The following is a 19,210-nucleotide window of genomic DNA, read 5'->3' as shown; positions in this document are numbered from 1 at the left end:
TCGCCGCAAGCGCAACCACGTGCGAACCCGGATGTCCGGAAACGGACAGGGGGCTGGGCGGCGCGCGGCCGCCAGGCGATGCTTCATCCCATGACCTCGCCCATCCCGGCTTCACCCCCCTCCGGCGCCGCCATGGACCGTGCGCTGCCGCCGCGCACGCGCTGGCAGCATCCGGCCTTGCGCGGTGCGGTGATCGCCCTGGCACTGCTGGGGCTGGCGGGCCTTGTCGTTCAACAAACCCTGCCGTCGGCGCCGCGCGTGGAGCACGCCCAGTTGGTGGCCGCGGCCCTGGGCGAATTCCGCGACGAACTGCCACTGCGCGCCCGGGTGGAGCCGCTGCGCTCCGTGCAACTCGATGCCCAAGAGGGGGGCCGGGTGGAGGCTGTGCTGGTGCAAGAGGGCGACACCGTCATCCAAGGCCAGCCCCTGCTGCGCCTGCACAGCCCCGAACAAGAGCAAATGCTGATGCAACGCGGCGCCGAGGTGGCGCAGCAACTGGCCAACGTCTCCTTGCAGCGCAGCGCGCAAACCGCCGCGCAAGCCGCCAGCCGGCGCGAGTTGGCGCAACTGCAAACGGCCGAACAACAGGCCGAGGCCGAGTGGCGGCGCCAAGGCGATCTGGCGGACGCCGGCTTCGTGGCCCCCGCTGCGCGGGAGCAAGCCGAACGCACGCTGCGCCTGGCCCACCGCCTGCGCGAACAGGCCGAACACGATCACCGCGAGGACGCCCGCCAGCGCCAGCAGTCTCTGGACGAAATGGACCGCGCCGTGCGCGGCCTGCGCCACGGCCTGCAACTGCTGGAACAGGCCCGCGAGCGCCTCTTGCTGCGTGCCCCCATCGGGGGGCGTTTGAGTGGTTTCACGCCACAGCGAGGCGCCAGCCTGCAGGCGGGTGCCCACCTGGGGCGCATCGACGACCCGGCCGTTGGCACCCAACTCGTGGCCGAGGTGGACGAGTTCTACCTCCCTCGCCTGCAGCCACAACTGCCCGCACACAGCCCTGCCGGCGCCCTGCGCTTGGCCCAAACCCTGCCGCAAGTGCAGGGCGGCAGGGTGCGCGTGCTCCTGCATTGGGACGCTGGCGCCGAGCCCCAGGCCCTGCGCCCCGGACAGGCGGTAGACGTGCGCTTGCAGTTCAGCCCGCCCGGCCCCGCCCTGCTCCTCCCCGAAGGACCGGGGATCCAGAACCGCCTGTTCGTGCGCCAAGGCCAGCAATTGCTGGCTCGCGAGGTGCGCCTGGGCCGCCGTGCGGCGGGTCAGGTGGAAGTCCTGGCCGGCCTGCAGAGCGGCGAACAAGTCCTGATTTCTCAACCCCCACAAGGCGCAGACACGCTGCGACTCCCATGATCCACCTTCAACACATTTCCAAACGCCACCGTGCCAACGAGGTCGAGACCCTCGCGCTGAGCGGCATCGACCTGCAAATCGAGACCGGCGAGTACGTGGCCATCACCGGCCCTTCGGGCTGCGGCAAATCCACCCTGCTGGGGCTCTTGGGTTTGCTGGACCGCCCGAGCGAAGGGCGCTATCTGCTCGCCGGCGAGGACGTGACCGAAAAGAGCGAGCGCGAGCTCGCCGCCATCCGCCGCGGCCGCATCGGCTTTGTGTTCCAAAGTTTCAACCTCGTCGACGAAATGACCGTGGCGGAGAACGTGCAGCTCGCCCTGCGCTATGGCCCGCTGCCCAGCGCCGAACAACGCACGCGCGTGTCCGAGGTGCTGGAGCGCCTCGGGCTGGCGCATCGCGCCAACCATCACCCCAGCCAACTCAGCGGCGGTCAACAGCAGCGCGTGGCCATCGCACGCGCCATTGCGGCCCGCCCGGCGCTGCTGCTGGCGGACGAACCCACCGGCAACCTGGACAGCGCGCACGGCGCCGAGGTGATGCAGTTGCTGCGCGAATTGAACGACGAGGGCACGACCCTGGTCATGGTCACCCACAGCCCTGAGCATGCGGCCCTGGCCTCGCGCACGGTGCGCCTGCTCGACGGGCGCGTGCTGGTGGACGCCAGCCACGACGACAACCATCCCCACAGCCAATTGCGGGTGGCGGCATGAAGTTGGCATTGATGGACGCCTGGCGCGCCCTGCGCGCCCGCCCCAGCGTGACCCTGGTGGCACAGGCTGGCATCACACTCGCGCTGGCGGCCAGCCTGTTGGTCGGTCTGCTCGCCCTGGCCTTGGCGCAGACCGATGCCTCGATCCCCGAGCCCGACCGTGTGGTGACGCTGGACTTCATGGGCAATCCCACCTTTCAGCGCAGCGAGTGGTTTGGGGCCGCACCGGTGTTCTTTGGCCCGGCCCTGAAGGCCCGCGGCGCGCCGCTGCAGCACATCGCCCGCGTGCAAGGGGGCGGTTTCACCCTGCGCATGACGGGGGGCGACTACAAGATGGTGGGTCTGCTGCTGCCCGACCCCGAGATCGTGCCCCTGATGGGTCTGCGCGCGCTGCACGGGGACCTGGAGGCCACGCTGCGCCAGCCCGATGCCGTGGCGCTGACACGCCGCGCCGTCACGATGGTCTGGGGCGACCTGCCCCCACAACAAGCCATTGGCCGGATGCTGACCGACCACGGCAAGAACTACCGCGTGGGCGCCGTGGTGCCGGACTTCAACAGCCGCCACCCCCTGCAAGGCAACGAGATGCTGGCCGGCATCGAGGGTCACGCCAACACCCGTTCGGCCGAGGACCGAAACGCGATCTTCATGGTCAATGGCCGCGTGTTCGCCCGGCTGGCGCCGGGGGTCCAAGCCGAACAGGTGGGGGGCTGGATGCGCGCCGCCTTCTACGACCATCCAGGCTTTGGCGACTTGCCCAAAGAATGGAGCGCCAACGGCCGTGAGCCGGCCTTCTTCCGCGCGCTCACCTTGCCCGCTTCCCGCTTCGAAGGCGAGAGCGAGCGCTGGACCCAGATCGGCGCCTTGGGGGCCGCCTGTGCCCTGCTGCTGGTGATGGCCACCGTCAATGCGCTGAACCTGCAATCGGCCCAACTGCTGCAACGCCAGCGCGAAACCGCCTTGCGCCAAAGCCTGGGCGCCAGCCACGCGGCGCTGTGGCGGTTGTGGGCTTGCGAACAGGGGTTGGCCCTGTTGATGAGCGGCGCCAGCGCCTGGCTGATCGCCTGGTGGCTGGCGCCCGGCCTGGTGGCCTGGCTGGGCCTGCCCGCCCACACCGATCTGTTCCACCCCCTGCCCTGGGCCGTGCTGGGCGGGTTGGGGGCGGTCGTTGCCCTGTTGCTGCCGCTGACTTTGGCGCTCCCCGCCTGGGTTGCCTTGCGCCAAGCCCCGGCGCGGGCGCTGCAAGGTCGCACGGCCAGCGAAGGCCCGTGGGGTCGGCGCCTGCGTCAAGGCCTGTTGAGCCTGCAACTGGTGGGTGCGCTGCTGCTGCTGGCGCTGACCGGTGTGTTGACGGCTCAGCATCGCCATCTGCTGCATGCGGATCGGGGTTTTTCACTGGACAACCGGCTGCTGCTCGACGTCTTTGCCCGCGAGGGGGATCAGGCTACCTTCGCGCCCCTGGTCCAAGCCGTCACCCAACTGCCCGCCGTGCAGTCCTGGGCCTTCAGCGACGTGGTGCCACCTTGGGCCGGCCTCGGCACGGTGACCGTGCACCGCCGACCGGATCAGGCCACGGGGCCCACACTCAGCCTGCACCATGTCACGCCGAGCTTCTTTGCCACCTACGGCATGCGCGTGCTGGCCGGCGATCCCTACGCCAAGACACAAGGTGAAGCCCGGCTGGTCGTGGATGCCGAAAGCGCCAAGCTGCTGGGCTTTGCCACACCGCAGGCGGCGGTGGGTCAGCTGGTGCTGGGCGGCGCGGCTTTCAACCTACCCGGGGACGCCCCGCGCCGCATCGTGGCGGTTGTCGCCCAAGCCCAGCTTCAAACGGCTCGGGAGGCCGCGCGGCCCCGCGGCTTTGTGCTGAGCGAGGCCTACTCCCAGTGGCTCACGCTGCACGCCAAAGACTTGCCGCGCCTGCAAACCGCCGTCAAACAACTCTGGCAACAGTTCAACCTGCCTTTTGACTACCGTCTCGACCCGGTACAGACCCAAATGACCGAGGCCTACCGTCAGGACGGCCAATTGGCCGGCCTGCTGGGTGCGCTGTCGGTGCTGGCGGTGGCGGTGGCGGTGGTGGGTGCCTACGCCTTGGTGGCCGACACCTTGCGCCGTCGCCGCACCGAGTTGGTGTTGCACCGCCTGCACGGCGCCGGCGGAGCGGACATCGTGCGCCAGGTGGCGCTCGAATTCCGCACGCCGGTGCTGCTGGCCCTGGGCCTGGGCGTGCCGGTGGCCGCGTGGCTGGGGCAGCTCTACTTGAGCGGCTTTGTGGATCACGTGGCGCTGGGTGAGGGGCTGGTCCTGCCACTCTTGCTGGCCACGGGTCTGACCGTGGTGGTGCTCTGCGTGGCCGCTTGGCGCCACACCCGCCTGGCGCTGAACCTTCGCCCCATCGAGGCGCTGGCCTGACCCCTCAAGGGGGGGCGATCATGCCTGTTGGTTCCGCGTTTGCCACTCGGGAGCCAACAGGCCGTAGATCTCGGAGTCCGACACCACGCCGTCGACGATCCAACGCTCGCGCAAACGGCCTTCGAGTTGGAAGCCCAGGCGGCGCAGCAGCTTGGCCGAGCTTTCATTGGCGGGGTCGATGTCGGCCTCCACCCGGTGCAAGCCCAAGGGCCCAAAGCCCCAACTGAGCAATGCGCGCACGGCCTCCTGCGCGTGGCCCTGCCCCCAGTGCGCGACGCCCAAGCCATACCCGAGTTCAGCGCGACGGTTGTTCGGCTGGATCTTGAACAGGGTGCAGGTACCCAAGAGCACCCCGTCGCTGCGCCGCACCAGGCCCAGGCGCACGTGTTCGCCCGACGCGAGATCGGCCTGGTCGCGCTCGATCAGCTCATGGGCCTGGGCCATCTGCGTCCAGGGGGCATGGCTGAAGAAACGGGTGAACCGAGGGTCGGAGTGAATCCCAAACAAGGCCCCCGCGTCGCCGGCCTGCAGGGGACGCAGCGTGAGACGGGGGGTTTCCAGGGAGAGGGTGCGGTAATCAGGCATGCCGCATTACACAGCAGACCCCAAACGCTCAAGCGACAAGCTGGGCTCGCGGACGATGGGCCCACAAAGCAAAACGCCCGAACCTTGCGGTCCGGGCGTTCCCCAGATGTTTCTGGCGGAGTCGGAGAGATTCGAACTCTCGATGCAGGTTTTGCCCACATACTCCCTTAGCAGGGGAGCACCTTCGGCCACTCGGTCACGACTCCAGCGAAGCCCTGCATTATGACAGAGTTTTTCAGTTTTGCACGGGTTGGTCCAAATCGAAAGCCTTGTGCAACGCCCGGACCGCCAACTCCATGTACTTCTCGTCAATGACGACCGAAGTCTTGATTTCACTGGTGGAAATCATCTGGATGTTGATGCCTTCCTCCGAGAGACACTGGAACATCTTGGATGCCACACCCACGTGAGAACGCATCCCAATCCCCACGATGCTGACCTTGCAGATCTTCGGATCACCCAGAACTTGGGCTGCGCCGGTGGCCGGGGCCACCTTGTTCTTCAGCAGGTCCATCGTGCGGGCATAGTCATTGCGATGCACGGTAAAGCTGAAGTCGGTCCGTCCATCATGGCTGACGTTTTGGATGATCACGTCGATGTCGATGTTGGCATCCGCCACGGGGCCCAAAATTTGGAAAGCAACGCCCGGCTTGTCAGGCACCCCCAGCAGGGTCACCTTGGCTTCGTCGCGGTTGAAGGCGATGCCAGAGACGACGGCTTGTTCCATGTTTTCGTCCTCTTCAAAGGTGATCAAGGTGCCGGACTTGGCTTCCTCGTTGATGTCGATATCCCAAGGGGTGAAACTGGAGAGCACCCGCAGCGGCACCCGGTATTTGCCTGCGAACTCCACCGAGCGGATTTGCAGCACCTTGCTGCCCAGTGATGCCATCTCCAGCATTTCTTCAAAGCTGATGGTGGACATGCGCCGCGCCTCCGGCACGATGCGGGGGTCCGTCGTATAGACGCCGTCCACATCGGTGTAGATCAAACACTCGTCCGCCTTCATGGCGGCGGCCACCGCGACGGCCGACGTGTCCGACCCACCCCGACCCAAGGTGGTGATGTTGTCCTCTTCGTCCACGCCTTGGAAGCCGGTAATCACCACCACGCGGCCGGCGGCCAAATCGGCACGAACGCGCGCATCGTCAATGCTTTGAATTCGGGCCTTGGTGTAGCTCGAATCCGTGCGAATCGGTACTTGCCAGCCGCTGTAACTGACCGCCTCCAATCCTTCGGCCTGCAAGGCGATGGACAGCAAGCCCACCGACACCTGCTCCCCTGTGGCTGCAATGGCATCCAACTCCCGCTGGATGGGGGGTGTCACCACTTCCGGCGACAACTCCTTGGCCAAGCCCAGCAGTCGGTTGGTTTCCCCAGACATGGCCGAAGGGACCACCACCAGCTGGTGACCGGCTCGGACCCACTTCGCCACGCGTTTGGCGACATTGCGAATGCGCTCGGTGGTCCCCATGGAGGTGCCACCGTACTTGTGAACAATCAAGGCCATGATGTAACTAAGTTACCTGATAAGGGCCAAAGGGAACCCGATTCTAGGGAACCACCCAAAGAACCCCGCAGCACGCTCACTTCTCGCGCGACGAAGGCTGAAAGTACAAGACGTGTCGTTTACTGAGCAGCCAGCCCCGCGGTGTCGGCCATCTGCGTCCCAAACCTGTCCATTCGCACAAGACACGATCCACCAAGGACACGGGCGTTCCCCCGGGCAAGAAGGGCGCAAGCCACGCGGCCAAAAGATTGCGACGGCGAGCGGGGGTGAGTTCCGCCCATTCTCGATACCGCAAGCCTCCGTCTGGTGCGACGCAGGCCAAACGATCCATCGCCGCGATTTCTTCCGCCAACGCCCGGGCCTGAGCCGCATGGCGGGCCACTTCGCCCAAAACGGTTGCTGCCTGGGGAAAGTGCTCCACGAGGGCGGGCCAGACCTGCTGTCTCAGCCGACTGCGCGCATAGCGAGTGTCCGCATTGCTAGGATCCAGAACGGGCACGAGACCGGAGGCCGCCACGGCCGCCTGAATTCGGCGCCGGGGTTGACCCAGCCACGGGCGAGCCCAGGTGACGCCCTGGCTCACTTTTCGTTGGGGCATGGCCGCCAAACCAGCGGGCCCAGCGCCACGCAGCGCTTGAAGCAGGACCGTTTCTGCTTGGTCTTCGGCGTGCTGCCCGAGCAGCACCAAATCCAACCCGCAGGAGGCCGCCAACTCAGCCAGTGCGTGGTATCGACCGCGCCGAGCCCATGCTTCGACGCTCTCCCCCGGCATCGGTTGCCCCGGCAGGTAGGCCACCGCCAGCTGCACCGGGAGGCCGGCACGGCTCAACTCATCGACCGCGACCTTGGCCTGGAGGACCCACTGATCCGCCTCGGCCATCAGCCCGTGATGCACATGCAACGCCCAGACCGCCAGCCCCAGCTCCCGGGCCGCACGGGCCGTCACCCACAGCAGGGCTGTCGAATCCACGCCGCCACTGTAGGCCACGCCTACTGCGAGGGGCGGCATGGGCCGGTCGATGTCAGCGCGCCTTGGTGTCGCTGAAGCGACCGTAGGCCAGCACGCGCTCCTGGCGGCGTTCGATCAACTCATCCGTCTTGAGATCGCTGACCAATCGCAGCGCATCCGTGAGCGAGCGCTTGAGCGCCGCCGCCATGGCCTTGGTGTCACGGTGCGCACCGCCCACCGGTTCGCTGACAATTTTGTCGATGAGGCCCAGCGCTTTGAGGCGGTGCGCCGTGATGCCCAGCGCCTCGGCGGCCTCCGAAGCCCGTTCGGCGGTTTTCCACAAAATCGAGGCGCAACCCTCCGGCGAGATGACCGAATACGCCGAAAACTGCAGCATGAGCACCTGGTCGGCCACCCCGATGGCCAAAGCACCGCCAGAGCCGCCTTCCCCGATGACCGTTGCAATCAAGGGGACTTCCAGCTGCGCAAACTCAAAAATATTGCGCCCGATGGCCTCACTTTGCCCCCGCTCTTCGGCACCAATACCGGGGTACGCCCCCATGGTGTCGATGAAGCAGAACACCGGCAGCCTGAACTTCTCCGCCAGCTTGGCCATCCGCAGGGCCTTGCGATAGCCCTCAGGACGGGGCATCCCGAAGTTGCGCAGCGCCCGCTCTTTGGCATCCGCCCCCCGTTGGTGGCCAATGATCATGCACGCTTGGCCGTTGAACCGCGCCAAGCCCCCCACGATGGCTTGATCGTCCGCAAAGTGGCGATCGCCGTGCAATTCCACAAAATCCGTAAAGATGTCGCGGCAATAGTCCAGGGTTTGGGGGCGCTGGGGGTGGCGTGCGATCTGATAGATCTGCCATGGCGCCAAGCCCGAGTAGATGTCCTTGGTGAGCTGCTGGCTCTTTTTAGACAGCCGATCGATCTCTTCGGAGATGTCGACCGCAGACTCACTCTGCACATAGCGCAGCTCGTCAATCTTGGACTCCAGCTCGGCGATCGGCTGTTCGAATTCGAGGAAATGGCGTTTGCTCATTTAGAGGATTCTCTCAGATTGGGCCACAGGCCACCTCAGGGGATTCCGTGGCCAGCGCAAACCCACGTGCTCAGTACTCAACCGGCAACGGGTCCAAGCTGCGCCAAAGGTACCAGGTCGCCACGGAACGGTAGGGCGCCCACCCCTCGCCCAGTTCTCGTGCCTCAGCCCGCGATACCGGTTCACCGGAAAAGTAGTGCTGACTGATGCCTTTGATCAACCCGACATCGTCCAGCGGCAACACATTGGGGCGCATCAAATGGAAGATCAGAAACATCTCCGCCGTCCACCGTCCGATGCCACGAATGGCGACCAGCTCGTCGATGATGGCTTCATCGTCCATCTCGGTCCACTGCGCCACATGGACCTGTTCGGTGGCGAAGTGCCGCGCCAGGTCTAGCAGGTATTCCGCCTTCCGTACGGACAACCCCGCCGAACGCAGGGAGGCGCACTCAAATTGCAGCACATCGGCAGGGGCCAAGCGGTGGCTGGCCCCCCCCACCAAGGCGGCAAAACGATCCCACACGGACTGAGCGGCTTTCACCGAAATCTGCTGCCCCACGATGGAGCGAGCCAGGGTGGTGAAAGCGTCACCACGGCTCTGGAGTCGCGCCTCACCGAACTGCGGGATCAGTTTTTTCATGACCCGGTCGCGGCGCACCAGGTGTCGGCAGGCGTCGTCCCAATAAGCCGGCGTCACAGCCACAACAGTCATCAGGCTGCCACCCAGGTTGTGCCCTCAGGGCCATCCTTTAAGGTCACGCCTCGATGGGCCAACTCCGCGCGAATGGCATCCGCCCGCGCAAAGTCTCGAGCGGCCTTGGCCGCCGCGCGGGCGGCAATGCGATCTTCAATCCAAGCGGCATCCACCGCCGTGCCGCCTTGCAAATAGTCTCGCGGATTCCCCTGCAGAATGCCCAACGTGGCCCCCAATGCACGGAGCAACCCGGCGGCTTGAGGAGAGCGGCTCCGATTGACCTCAGCGGCCAATTCGAACAACACCGCCAGCGCCTGAGGGGTATTGAAATCCTCATCCATCGCCGCCTTGAACGCCGCAGCCGTCGATTCGGACCAATCCAACTCGACGGCGATCGGGGCCACCGCATCGAGCGCCGTGTACAGCCTGCGCAGCGCCACCCGCGCATCCTCGATGTGCGTGTCCGAGAAATTGAAGGGCCGCCGGTAGTGAGTGCGCAGCATGAAGAAACGCAGGGTCTCGCCGTCGTAGCGTTGCAGCACCTCACGGATGGTGAAGAAATTGCCCAAACTTTTGGACATTTTTTCGTCATCCACATTGAGAAAACCGTTGTGCAACCAGTAGCGCGCAAACGGCAATCCGGCCCCTTCCGACTGGGCGATCTCGTTTTCGTGGTGTGGGAACTGCAGGTCCATTCCCCCCCCGTGAATATCGAACGCCTCACCCAGAGTGGCACAACTCATGGCCGAGCACTCGATGTGCCAGCCCGGGCGCCCCAGTTCGTACGGAGCGCCAGAAAACTTCGCGTCCTCAGGCTCTTCTGCCTTCGCAGCCTTCCAGAGCACGAAGTCCAAGGGGTCATGTTTTCCGCGATCCACCTCCACGCGCTCGCCGGCACGCAGATCATCCAAAGACTTCCCACTGAGCTTGCCGTAACCCGCAAACTTGCGCACCGCGTAGTTCACATCTCCGTTTTCCGCGCGGTACGCCAAGCCCCGACCTTCCAGCCGTTCAATCAAGCTGAGCATCTGCGGCACATACTCCGTCGCGCGGGGCTCCAACGTCGGTGGCGCAATACCCAGCGCGCCAATGTCCTCACGCATGGCCGCAATCATCTCGTCCGTCAGCGCCCGAATGCTGATGCCCCTCTCGACCGCCCGTTTGATGATCTTGTCGTCGATGTCCGTGATGTTGCGCACATAGGTTACGCGGTAACCGCTGGCCACCAGCCACCGGTACACCACATCAAAGGCCATCATCATCCGGGCATGCCCGACATGGCACAGGTCGTAAATCGTCATGCCACACACATACATCCCGACCTCGCCCGGAACCAGCGGCACAAAGGTTTCGAGCTCTCGGCTCAGCGAGTTGTAAAGGCGCAGCGACATGGAGTTGGACCGGGGAAAAAGCGAGTACCCATCCCCCCAGCCATCAGGCGGGCACAGCCGCTGACACTGGGAACCTGGAGGCTGAAGCCCGCACGAAACAGCGAGCGTTTGCGCATCCCTAGAATGGCCGGTCAGTATACCGACGCCCCTTTTTTGAGCACCCGCCCGCGGGGCGTTGCATTGATACCCCCTTGATCGGCCATGCGCACCCCTCGACACCTTTTTGTTGCCTCGTTCTTGGCCCTGGGACTCTCCGTGGCCGTACCGGCCCAGGCGCAGGTGTCGTCTGAGCAAGCCCAGTCCCATTGGTATGCAGGCCGCCATGAGTTGGCGGTCGCCCTGCTGCGAGCAGAGTTGGACAAACAGCCGCAGCAACCGAAGTTGCGCTTCATGCTGGCCTGGATGCTTCAAGAGCGAGGCCTGTGGGCTGACGCCGAGGCCTTGCTCAAGCAACTCATCGAGGACTACCCCGACCATGCCGAAGCCCTGAACAATCTGGCCGTGGTGCTGGCGCAGCGGGGGGACTTGGACGGTGCCCTTCTGTCGCTTCAGCGAGCAGTTGTTTTGCAACCCTCGAACACCCAGGCCCAGGAAAACTTGGGGGATCTGTTGTTGCGCCTCGCCCAACGGGCCTACGCGAATGCCGCCAAGGGCAATGCATCCCGCACCCTGCCCGTCAAAGCGGACCAGTTGAATGGACTGCTCCGCACCCTGTCCGCCCTCTAATCACCCGTGAGTTTTCTCGTCATGAATCGCATTCTGTTCTCGCTGATCCTGGCCTTCAGCGCTGTTATGGCGTCGGCCCAAACCGTTCGCCTGCACACCTCCATGGGTGACATTCGCATTCAACTGGATGCGGAGAAAGCCCCCAAAACCGTCGCGAACTTTGTCGCCTACGTCAAAGCCGGCCATTACGACGGCACCGTGTTCCATCGTGTCATTGAGAGCTTCATGATCCAAGGCGGCGGATTCACCGTCGATCTCAAGCAGAAGCCCACCAAGGCCCCCATTCCCTTGGAGTCTCGCAACGGCCTGTCCAATGTGCGCGGCAGCATCGCCATGGCGCGAACGAACGATCCCCATTCCGCCACGGCCCAGTTTTTTCTTAATGTCGCCGACAACACCCGCCTGGACGCCGAGAACGCGCCCGATGGGCAGGGCTACGCCGTATTCGGTCACGTGGTGTCTGGCATGGACGTCGTTGACCAAATTCGCGCCGTTCCCGTCGCACCGCGCGGACCCCATCAACACGCACCGGAGTTTCCGGTCGTCATCCTGAAAGCCACTTTGGAGAACACGAAATGAGCACCACGGTCGAACTGCACACCAACAAAGGACTGATCCGCATCGAGTTGGAGGCCGAAAAAGCCCCGCAGTCTGTCGAGAATTTTTTGAGTTACGTGCGCCGCGGCCACTATGACGGCACCATTTTTCACCGGGTCATCAAGGGGTTCATGGTTCAGGGGGGAGGCATGACCGCCGACATGGCGCAAAAGCCCACTGAAGCCCCGATCCAGAACGAAGCGAACAACGGCCTGAAGAACGCCAAGTACACCCTGGCGATGGCGCGCACCAACGCCCCGCATTCCGCCACAGCGCAGTTCTTCATCAATACGGTGAACAACGACTTCCTGGACTTCAAGAGTGAGTCGCCCTCGGGATGGGGCTACGCGGTTTTCGGCCGGGTCGTGTCCGGCACCGAGGTCGTGGATGCCATTGAGAAGGTCAAAACGGGACGGTCGGGCTACCACAGTGATGTGCCCGTGGAAGCCGTTGTCATTGAAAAGGCCGTTGAGGTTTGAGCGGCCTCGCCGAAGTGATTGCGCCGCCTGCCTGGCGGCGCATTGCTTTCGCTTCGGACCTCCACCTTGGCGCCGAGACCCCCCGGACGCTGAACGCCTTTTGCGATGGCTTGGCGCATTTGCACGCCGATGCCCTCTTCCTACTGGGCGATGTGATGGAAGCTTGGGTGGGAGATGAAGCCCTGACGGAACCCTGGGCTCAGCAACTGCAACGGAGCTTGCAGGCGTGGGGCCGCCCTGTTTTTCTACAGGTTGGAAATCGAGATTTTTTGCTGTCCCATGCGGTCATCGAGGCCCTGGGTGCGCAGAAATTGGCCGACACCGCGTGCTTGCAGTTCGGACGGGAGCGGGTGGTGCTCGTGCACGGCGACGCCGAGTGTTTGGATGACACCGCCTATCAAGCCTTTCGACTGCAGGTCCGTCAGCCTGTGTGGCAAGCGACCTTTCTGGCGCGCCCCTACCCGGAGCGACAAGCCATCGCCCAGCAAATGCGAGCCGGCAGTCGGGCGGCACCATCCCCCGAAAGCTATGGCGACCTCAGCCCGAAGGCTTGCGGCGAATTGATGACGACGAATCGAGCGACAGCGCTTGTTCACGGTCATACCCACCGCCCGGCCGATCATGCCTTGCCCGAAGGCATCCGCCGCGTGCTGAGCGACTGGGATTACGACCACCGACCCCCTCGGGGTGAATGGATGGTGTGGGAAACCGGACGGTGGCAGCGAGAGGCCGTGGTGGTCTAAAACGCATGCTGGCCTGGCTGAGCCAATGGCGGAAGCGTCGGGCATTGCGACGCCATGCAATTTCTGAAGCCCTTTGGGCCGAAGTTCTGGCGGCATACCCCTTCATTGCCCGCCGGCCTGCCGCCGTTCGCAACGAATTGCGTACGCTGTGCAGCTTGTTCCTGTCTCGCAAGCAGTTCTTCGGGGCCGGCGGCCTCGCGCTCAACGATTTCATGGTCTGCGCCGTTGCCGCCCAGGCCTGTTTGCCGATTTTGCGGCTCGGTCTAGGGGTCTATGAGGGGCAGGTCGGTATCGTCGTGCACCCCCATGAAGTCCGCGCCCGCCGTGTGGAGCAAGATCCTCACGGCCTGGTTCATGAGTGGGACGAAGAGCTGTCCGGAGAGGCCATGGCGGGTGGCCCCCTCATGCTGTGCTGGACGGCCGCCGCCCGCCCCGACGACCCAACGCAACCCGTGTTCAATGTGGTGATCCACGAGTTTGTGCACGTTCTGGATCTGGGCAACGGCGAGTCTGACGGGCTGCCGCGGATTGAAAACAAGGACTTGCGCCGACGCTGGGTACATCAGTTGCCCCGCGCCTGGGATCGGCTGGCCAACCGGATTGCCCACGCCGAACCCAGCTGCATGGACCCCTATGGCACGGAAGCACTGGACGAGTTTTTCGCAGTGGCGAGTGAAGCCTTCTTCGTCGACCCGGAAGCGCTGAACGCCGAAGATGCCGAACTCTATGGCTTGCTGCGCGACTACTTTCAGCAGGATCCGGCAACCGCCTAAAAGACAAGCCCGCAAGAGCGGGCTTGTGCATCAGGGTCACTCCCGTGGCCCCCGATATCGGTGCCCTCAGGCGGCCGGTGCGGCTTCCGCGCTGCGATCCGCACGCCCCTTCTTACTGGGTGGCGGATTGGGCTGAATGTCCAGCTGCACTTGTCCTTCAGCATCCACATCGACCGTCAGGCGCCCACCGTCCACCAAACGCCCAAACAACAACTCGTCCGCCAAGGCGCGCCGAATCGTGTCCTGAATCAAGCGTTGCATGGGGCGTGCACCCATGAGTGGGTCAAAGCCTTTGCGGCCCAAATGCTGGCGCAGGGCATCGGTGAAGGTCACTTCAACCTTTTTCTCGGCCAACTGCCCTTCCAGTTGCAGCAGGAACTTGTCAACCACCCGCAAGATGATGCTTTCATCCAAGGAGCGGAAGCTGATGATGCCGTCCAGTCGGTTGCGGAACTCCGGGGTGAAGAGGCGTTTGATGTCGCCCATTTCATCGCCCAACTCCCGTTTCGTGGTGAAACCGATCGTGGATTTCTGCAGGGCTTCCGCACCCGCATTGGTGGTCATCACGATCACCACATTGCGGAAGTCCGCCTTGCGACCGTTGTTGTCCGTCAGGGTGCCGTTGTCCATGACCTGGAGCAGCACGTTAAACACGTCCGGGTGCGCTTTTTCCACCTCGTCCAAGAGCAGCACACAGTGCGGTTTTTTGGTCACCGCCTCGGTGAGCAATCCACCCTGATCAAATCCCACGTACCCGGGCGGCGCGCCGATCAGCCGACTGACCGTGTGGCGCTCCATGTACTCGGACATGTCAAAGCGAATGAGCTCAATCCCCAAGATGTAAGCCAACTGCTTGGCCACTTCGGTTTTGCCGACCCCTGTGGGCCCACTGAACAGGAATGCCCCAATCGGCTTGTCCGGCTTGCCCAGACCCGAACGGGCCATTTTGATGCTGGCCGCCAGCGCCTCAATGGCCGGGTCTTGGCCGAACACGGTGGCCTTCAAGTCGCGCTCCAGCGTTTTGAGCTTGCCGCGGTCATCCGAGTTGACCGTCGCGGGCGGGATGCGCGCGATCTTGGCCACGATGTCTTCAACCTCCGCACGCGTGATGGTCTTTTTGCGCTTGCTGGCCGGCAAGATGCGCTGCGCTGCGCCAGCCTCGTCAATCACATCAATCGCTTTGTCCGGCAAGTAACGGTCCGTGATGTATTTGGCCGACAACTCGGCTGCCGCCTCAAGCGCCCCCAAGGCGTACTTCACGGCATGGTGCTCCTCAAATCGGCTCTTGAGGCCTTTCAGGATGTCCACCGTCTGCAGCACCGTCGGCTCGTTCACATCCACTTTTTGAAAGCGCCGCGACAAGGCTGCATCTTTTTCAAAGATGCCCCGGTACTCCGTAAAGGTGGTCGCACCGATGCACTTGAGTTGCCCACTCGACAGCGCAGGCTTGAGCAAATTGCTCGCATCCAGCGTGCCGCCACTCGCCGCGCCCGCGCCAATGAGCGTGTGGATCTCATCGATAAACAACACCGCGCCCGGTTGTTCCTTCAACTGCTTGAGCACGGCCTTGAGCCGCTGCTCAAAGTCTCCCCGGTACTTGGTCCCCGCCAGCAGGGCGCCCATGTCCAAGGCGTAGACCACCCCATCTTGCAACACTTCAGGCACCTGGCCATCGACGATTCGCTTGGCCAGCCCTTCGGCAATCGCGGTCTTGCCGACACCCGCCTCCCCCACCAAGAGCGGGTTGTTCTTGCGGCGGCGACACAGCACTTGAATCACCCGCTCCACCTCGGGCTCCCGGCCGATCAGCGGGTCGACGCGCCCTTCCTTGGCGGCGACGTTGAGGTTCTGGGTGAACTGCTCCAGCGGCGAGGCCTTGCCACTGCCCTCGGCCTCTTCCTGGGCCTGGGGCTGGGACTCCCCCTCCGGCTTGCCGCCCCCGCCCTTGGGGGCCTCAGGGGGATCGATCTTGCGAATGCCGTGGGCAATGAAATTGACCACATCCAAGCGGGTCACGCCCTGCTGGTGCAGGTAGTACACGGCGTGGGAATCCTTTTCGCCAAAGATGGCCACGAGCACATTGGCACCGTTGACCTCCTTTTTTCCGTTGCCCGTGCTTTGCACATGCATGATGGCGCGCTGGATGACCCGCTGGAATCCCAAAGTCGGCTGGGTATCCACTTCTTCCGTGCCGCCGACCGTTGGCGTGTTGTCCTGGATGAACTGGCTCAAGTTCTTGCGCAAGTCATCCAATTGGGCCGCGCACGCCCGCAGGACTTCGGCAGCGGAGGGGTTGTCCAACAGGGCCAGCAACAAGTGCTCAACCGTGATGAACTCGTGACGCTGCTGTCGCGCGTCCACAAAAGCCATGTGCAGGCTAACTTCGAGTTCCTGGGCAATCATGCGGGCTCCATGATGCATTGAAGGGGATGACCGGCGCGCCGGGCTGCCTGCGAAACCAACTCCACTTTGGTCGCGGCCACGTCTTTGGAGAAAACACCGCAGACACCGCGACCCTCGTGATGAATCTTCAGCATGATCAGTGTGGCACTGTCCAAATCGTGCCGGAAATATTCCTGCAACACCATGACCACAAATTCCATGGGCGTGAAATCGTCATTCAGCATCAAGACTTGAAAGAGTCGCGGCGGTTCCGTGCGCTGCGCTTGCCGTTCGGCCAGCACAGCACCCTCACCAGCATCGCCCGGTGGTTGGGTCGGAAACGCAGGCGGAACCGACTGCGCGATGGGGCAATGGATGGAATTCCAGCGGTACATGGTTTGATTCTAGGGAGCGCCGATGTCTCCCCCAGGGGCTGAGGGGCATGTACGCGCGTGGACGCCCTTCTTTGGACGGAGATCGGGTCTGCCCGAAGTGACGCACGTTGCACAACTTTAAAAAATGCTTGGTTTGGGTGCGGCGGGTGCTCCGGAGGGCTTCATGATCATTGGGACGGTGAAGTGGTTCAACGATGCCAAGGGTTTCGGTTTCATTGAACCCGAAGACGGTGGCGGCGACGTCTTTGCGCATTTCAGCGCCATCCAAATGGAGGGCTTTCGCACGCTGCGCCAAGGCGGTCGAGTGAGTTTTGAGACCATCGAAGGCCCCAAAGGCCTGCTCGCGCAGAACATCACCCCGCTGGACGCCCCCATGGCTTAATGCCACCCGACTCGCCCCGCTGCACACGGGCGGCGTGCACTCCGAAGTAGACGCGCCCAAACGCGGCCAGTCCCGCTAGCATGGCTCCATCGCTTTCGATTCCTGGAGTCTCTTCATGCCCGCACTGCGCCAAGTTCTGGTCCATTTCTTTGATGCCGACCGCTCACGGGACACGCTGCGCTGGGGCGCCGAATTGGCGCGGCGACAGGGCGCGGCGCTCCAAGTCTGCCTGGCCATCGACTCTGTGGCGGGTGGCGCCTATCTGAGCCCAGAGACCGCAGCCATGGCCACACAGTTGGGTGTGGAGCAGATGCAAGCGCTGCGCGCGGCCGTTACCGGCCAACTTAGCCAGTTTGCGGCCGATCTACCAACCTCGGTCCTGACGAGCACCATGGACCCCCTGGGGCACTTGGTGACTGCCAGTCACGGAGCGGACCTGTTGGTGATCCGGCAACCCGAATCGGAGGCGGGGTTGGGCGCCGGACTCACGGCACGGCTGTTGGTGAGCGCGCTGTGCCCCGTTTTGGTACTGCCCCATGTGGGCGCACCGGTTCAAATCGGCGATTCCATTCTGGTTGCCTGGTCCCATCAGCGCGAGAGTGGCCGAGCGCTGCGTGACGCCCTGCCCCTGCTTCGCGGCGCCCGTACGGTGGAAGTGCTCAGCCTGCAAGACGGGGCAAGTGCCTCACCCGGATGGACGGAGATGCAGGGGTGGCTGGGTCGGCAAGGCCTGGCCGCCACCTGCACCCGGCTTCCCGCGCACAGTGAAGGCAGCATGACGGACCGGCTGCGCCGCGGCTGGGAGCCGGATGCGAGCGTGGCCGAGACCCTGCTGAATCGGGCCGCCGACAGCGGCGCCGATCTGATCGTCTGTGGCGCGTACGGCCATTCCCGGGCCTGGGAGCTGGTGCTGGGTGGCGTGACCCAAACCCTGCTGCGCAGCATGACTGTGCCGGTGCTGTTCAGTCACTAAACCCCAAGAGCGCCGTGTCACACCCGGGTGTCACCTTGTCACACAGGCGTCACAAAGAATTTTTACAGTCCAGACCGTTCACCCCATCGACCTGATCTTGGAGTCCAGAATGCGTCTGAACCAGCTGTTCGCCCTGTTGAGCCTCACCGTCACCGCCCTCGCCGCGCAAGCGCAAGTGGTCAAGATTGACGGCTCTTCCACCGTCTTCCCGATCACCGAAGGGGTGGCCGAAGATTTTCAGAAAGCCAAGAAAGGTGCCGTAAAAGTCACCGTGGGCATTTCTGGCACGGGCGGTGGCTTCAAAAAATTCTGCCGGGGTGAAACCGACATCAGCAATGCCTCGCGCCCCATCCTGGCCAAGGAAATGGCGGACTGCAAAGCCGCGGGCGTGGAATATTTCGAACTGCCGGTGGCCTTTGATGCGCTGACCGTGGTGATCAACCCCCGCAATGCTTGGCTCAAGCAAATCACCGTGGCCGAACTGAAGGCCATCTGGGAGCCGGCCGCTCAGGGCAAAGTCACCCGCTGGAACCAAGTCAACCCGGCTTGGCCGGACGCGCCGATCAAGCTGTTCGGCGCCGGCGCCGACTCGGGCACCTTTGACTACTTCACCGAAGCCATCAACGGCAAGAGCAAGGCCAGCCGCGGTGATTTCACCGCCTCCGAGGATGACAACGTGCTGGTGCAAGGCGTGAGCTCGGACATCAACGCCATCGGCTACTTTGGCTACGCGTATTACGCCGAGAACCAGGGCAAGCTCAAGGCGCTGCCCATCGTCAACCCCAAGGGCCAAGCGGTCGCCCCAAGCGAAGCGGCCGTGCTGGCGGGTTCCTATGAACCGTTGAGCCGCCCCATCTTCATCTATGTGAACGCCAAGTCTCTCGCCAAACCCGAGGTGAAGGAATTCGTCGAGTACATGATGAAGCACTCGGCCAAGATCGCCAAGGAAGTCAAATACGTTCCGCTGCCGGCCAAGGCTTACACGACCGGTTTGGACCACCTGAACAAAGGCAAGAAGGGCACGGTTTTCGGTGGCAAGAACGAAGTCGGCGTGACCATCGAAGAGTTGATGGCCCGCGAAGCTGCGCTGTAAGCGAGTGCGGGTGCGCCGCACC

The 19,210-nt window shown here is 63.8% G+C and carries 19 protein-coding genes and 1 tRNA gene; 11 read left to right on the top strand and 9 right to left on the bottom strand.

Going from position 1 to position 19,210, the window contains the following annotated elements:
* Nucleotides 1-90: 90 nt before the first annotated feature.
* The 3 genes from I7X43_RS14910 to I7X43_RS14900 are packed head-to-tail and all read left to right on the top strand — an operon-like array spanning nt 91 to nt 4,471.
* Complete coding sequence (locus I7X43_RS14910) at nt 91-1,347, top strand: efflux RND transporter periplasmic adaptor subunit (protein ID WP_198101746.1); 1,257 nt, start codon at nt 91-93, stop codon at nt 1,345-1,347.
* Entirely contained in the window at nt 1,344-2,057 is a 714-nt protein-coding gene (locus tag I7X43_RS14905; protein ID WP_198101745.1) for an ABC transporter ATP-binding protein, read from the top strand. The genes I7X43_RS14910 and I7X43_RS14905 overlap by 4 nt, the downstream gene beginning before the upstream one ends.
* Complete coding sequence (locus I7X43_RS14900; RefSeq protein WP_198101744.1) at nt 2,054-4,471, top strand: FtsX-like permease family protein; 2,418 nt, start codon at nt 2,054-2,056, stop codon at nt 4,469-4,471. The genes I7X43_RS14905 and I7X43_RS14900 overlap by 4 nt, the downstream gene beginning before the upstream one ends.
* 18 nt (nt 4,472-4,489) lie before the next feature.
* On the opposite strand, the gene I7X43_RS14895 is transcribed toward I7X43_RS14900, so the two are convergent.
* From I7X43_RS14895 to cysS, 7 genes are all read right to left on the bottom strand, one after another.
* Nucleotides 4,490-5,056, bottom strand: a complete 567-nt coding sequence (locus tag I7X43_RS14895; RefSeq protein ID WP_198101743.1) for a GNAT family N-acetyltransferase — start codon at nt 5,054-5,056, stop codon at nt 4,490-4,492.
* Between the two features lie 113 nt (nt 5,057-5,169).
* Nucleotides 5,170-5,262 (bottom strand) — tRNA-Ser (locus tag I7X43_RS14890).
* A 29-nt stretch (nt 5,263-5,291) separates the two neighbouring features.
* Nucleotides 5,292-6,563: an aspartate kinase gene (locus tag I7X43_RS14885; protein ID WP_198101742.1), complete on the bottom strand. Its 1,272-nt coding sequence runs from the start codon at nt 6,561-6,563 to the stop codon at nt 5,292-5,294.
* Nucleotides 6,564-6,639: 76 nt separating this feature from the next.
* Complete coding sequence (gene tilS, locus I7X43_RS14880; protein ID WP_198101741.1) at nt 6,640-7,572, bottom strand: tRNA lysidine(34) synthetase TilS; 933 nt, start codon at nt 7,570-7,572, stop codon at nt 6,640-6,642.
* A gap of 13 nt (nt 7,573-7,585) precedes the next feature.
* Nucleotides 7,586-8,557 carry an acetyl-CoA carboxylase carboxyltransferase subunit alpha gene (locus I7X43_RS14875; protein ID WP_198101740.1) on the bottom strand — a complete coding sequence of 324 codons (972 nt, stop codon included), beginning with the start codon at nt 8,555-8,557 and terminating at the stop codon, nt 7,586-7,588.
* A 70-nt stretch (nt 8,558-8,627) separates the two neighbouring features.
* Nucleotides 8,628-9,272, bottom strand: coding sequence for a DNA-3-methyladenine glycosylase family protein (locus tag I7X43_RS14870; RefSeq protein ID WP_198101739.1), 645 nt, complete (start codon nt 9,270-9,272; stop codon nt 8,628-8,630).
* A complete protein-coding gene (cysS, locus tag I7X43_RS14865) occupies nt 9,272-10,645 on the bottom strand; it encodes a cysteine--tRNA ligase (RefSeq protein ID WP_198101738.1) in 1,374 nt (457 codons plus the stop codon). Before cysS ends, I7X43_RS14870 begins: the two co-directional genes overlap by 1 nt.
* A gap of 201 nt (nt 10,646-10,846) precedes the next feature.
* Between cysS and I7X43_RS14860 the strand changes: the two genes are divergently transcribed.
* Genes I7X43_RS14860 through I7X43_RS14840 form a run of 5 tightly spaced genes read left to right on the top strand, consistent with a single transcriptional unit; the run spans nt 10,847 to nt 13,963 of the window.
* Nucleotides 10,847-11,371: a tetratricopeptide repeat protein gene (locus tag I7X43_RS14860; protein ID WP_198101737.1), complete on the top strand. Its 525-nt coding sequence runs from the start codon at nt 10,847-10,849 to the stop codon at nt 11,369-11,371.
* A gap of 21 nt (nt 11,372-11,392) precedes the next feature.
* Nucleotides 11,393-11,950, top strand: a complete 558-nt coding sequence (locus I7X43_RS14855; RefSeq protein ID WP_198101736.1) for a peptidylprolyl isomerase — start codon at nt 11,393-11,395, stop codon at nt 11,948-11,950.
* A complete protein-coding gene (locus I7X43_RS14850) occupies nt 11,947-12,447 on the top strand; it encodes a peptidylprolyl isomerase (RefSeq protein ID WP_198101735.1) in 501 nt (166 codons plus the stop codon). The genes I7X43_RS14855 and I7X43_RS14850 overlap by 4 nt, the downstream gene beginning before the upstream one ends.
* A 14-nt stretch (nt 12,448-12,461) precedes the next feature.
* Complete coding sequence (locus I7X43_RS14845) at nt 12,462-13,190, top strand: UDP-2,3-diacylglucosamine diphosphatase (RefSeq protein ID WP_216860162.1); 729 nt, start codon at nt 12,462-12,464, stop codon at nt 13,188-13,190.
* Nucleotides 13,191-13,195: 5 nt separating this feature from the next.
* Nucleotides 13,196-13,963: a M90 family metallopeptidase gene (locus I7X43_RS14840; RefSeq protein WP_198101733.1), complete on the top strand. Its 768-nt coding sequence runs from the start codon at nt 13,196-13,198 to the stop codon at nt 13,961-13,963.
* 66 nt (nt 13,964-14,029) lie between these two features.
* On the opposite strand, the gene clpA is transcribed toward I7X43_RS14840, so the two are convergent.
* Nucleotides 14,030-16,366, bottom strand: coding sequence for an ATP-dependent Clp protease ATP-binding subunit ClpA (gene clpA / locus I7X43_RS14835; protein WP_198101732.1), 2,337 nt, complete (start codon nt 16,364-16,366; stop codon nt 14,030-14,032).
* Nucleotides 16,363-16,740, bottom strand: a complete 378-nt coding sequence (clpS, locus tag I7X43_RS14830) for an ATP-dependent Clp protease adapter ClpS (RefSeq protein ID WP_198101731.1) — start codon at nt 16,738-16,740, stop codon at nt 16,363-16,365. The genes clpA and clpS overlap by 4 nt, the downstream gene beginning before the upstream one ends.
* Before the next feature lie 124 nt (nt 16,741-16,864).
* Between clpS and I7X43_RS14825 the strand changes: the two genes are divergently transcribed.
* The 3 genes from I7X43_RS14825 to I7X43_RS14815 all read left to right on the top strand — a co-directional run bounded on the left by I7X43_RS14825 (nt 16,865) and on the right by I7X43_RS14815 (nt 19,188).
* The gene (locus I7X43_RS14825) at nt 16,865-17,122 is read left to right on the top strand and encodes a cold-shock protein (protein WP_375140399.1); all 258 of its coding nucleotides are present in this window, start codon (nt 16,865-16,867) and stop codon (nt 17,120-17,122) included.
* A 115-nt stretch (nt 17,123-17,237) separates the two neighbouring features.
* Entirely contained in the window at nt 17,238-18,095 is an 858-nt protein-coding gene (locus I7X43_RS14820) for a universal stress protein (protein ID WP_198101730.1), read from the top strand.
* Nucleotides 18,096-18,204: 109 nt separating this feature from the next.
* Nucleotides 18,205-19,188 carry a PstS family phosphate ABC transporter substrate-binding protein gene (locus I7X43_RS14815; RefSeq protein WP_198101729.1) on the top strand — a complete coding sequence of 328 codons (984 nt, stop codon included), beginning with the start codon at nt 18,205-18,207 and terminating at the stop codon, nt 19,186-19,188.
* Nucleotides 19,189-19,210 lie beyond the last annotated feature (22 nt).

Origin of the sequence: Inhella gelatinilytica, assembly GCF_016093295.1 — a bacterium.
Lineage (GTDB): Bacteria > Pseudomonadota > Gammaproteobacteria > Burkholderiales > Burkholderiaceae_C > Inhella > Inhella gelatinilytica.
The sequence above is the reverse complement of the archived record's forward strand: the minus strand, read 5'-3'. Positions and strand labels throughout refer to the sequence as shown.

What these genes read in the sequence shown, in the direction of transcription:
- cysS (WP_198101738.1), bottom strand. Translation starts at nt 10,645, where the DNA reads ATGTCGCTGCGCCTTTACAACTCGCTGAGCCGAGAGCTCGAAACCTTT.
- I7X43_RS14885 (WP_198101742.1), bottom strand. Translation starts at nt 6,563, where the DNA reads ATGGCCTTGATTGTTCACAAGTACGGTGGCACCTCCATGGGGACCACC.
- I7X43_RS14875 (WP_198101740.1), bottom strand. Translation starts at nt 8,557, where the DNA reads ATGAGCAAACGCCATTTCCTCGAATTCGAACAGCCGATCGCCGAGCTG.
- clpA (WP_198101732.1), bottom strand. Translation starts at nt 16,366, where the DNA reads ATGATTGCCCAGGAACTCGAAGTTAGCCTGCACATGGCTTTTGTGGAC.
- I7X43_RS14860 (WP_198101737.1), top strand. Translation starts at nt 10,847, where the DNA reads ATGCGCACCCCTCGACACCTTTTTGTTGCCTCGTTCTTGGCCCTGGGA.
- I7X43_RS14855 (WP_198101736.1), top strand. Translation starts at nt 11,393, where the DNA reads ATGAATCGCATTCTGTTCTCGCTGATCCTGGCCTTCAGCGCTGTTATG.
- I7X43_RS14850 (WP_198101735.1), top strand. Translation starts at nt 11,947, where the DNA reads ATGAGCACCACGGTCGAACTGCACACCAACAAAGGACTGATCCGCATC.
- clpS (WP_198101731.1), bottom strand. Translation starts at nt 16,740, where the DNA reads ATGTACCGCTGGAATTCCATCCATTGCCCCATCGCGCAGTCGGTTCCG.
- I7X43_RS14825 (WP_375140399.1), top strand. Translation starts at nt 16,865, where the DNA reads ATGCTTGGTTTGGGTGCGGCGGGTGCTCCGGAGGGCTTCATGATCATT.
- tilS (WP_198101741.1), bottom strand. Translation starts at nt 7,572, where the DNA reads ATGCCGCCCCTCGCAGTAGGCGTGGCCTACAGTGGCGGCGTGGATTCG.
- I7X43_RS14900 (WP_198101744.1), top strand. Translation starts at nt 2,054, where the DNA reads ATGAAGTTGGCATTGATGGACGCCTGGCGCGCCCTGCGCGCCCGCCCC.
- I7X43_RS14815 (WP_198101729.1), top strand. Translation starts at nt 18,205, where the DNA reads ATGCGTCTGAACCAGCTGTTCGCCCTGTTGAGCCTCACCGTCACCGCC.
- I7X43_RS14870 (WP_198101739.1), bottom strand. Translation starts at nt 9,272, where the DNA reads ATGACTGTTGTGGCTGTGACGCCGGCTTATTGGGACGACGCCTGCCGA.
- I7X43_RS14910 (WP_198101746.1), top strand. Translation starts at nt 91, where the DNA reads ATGACCTCGCCCATCCCGGCTTCACCCCCCTCCGGCGCCGCCATGGAC.
- I7X43_RS14840 (WP_198101733.1), top strand. Translation starts at nt 13,196, where the DNA reads ATGCTGGCCTGGCTGAGCCAATGGCGGAAGCGTCGGGCATTGCGACGC.
- I7X43_RS14905 (WP_198101745.1), top strand. Translation starts at nt 1,344, where the DNA reads ATGATCCACCTTCAACACATTTCCAAACGCCACCGTGCCAACGAGGTC.
- I7X43_RS14820 (WP_198101730.1), top strand. Translation starts at nt 17,238, where the DNA reads ATGCCCGCACTGCGCCAAGTTCTGGTCCATTTCTTTGATGCCGACCGC.
- I7X43_RS14895 (WP_198101743.1), bottom strand. Translation starts at nt 5,056, where the DNA reads ATGCCTGATTACCGCACCCTCTCCCTGGAAACCCCCCGTCTCACGCTG.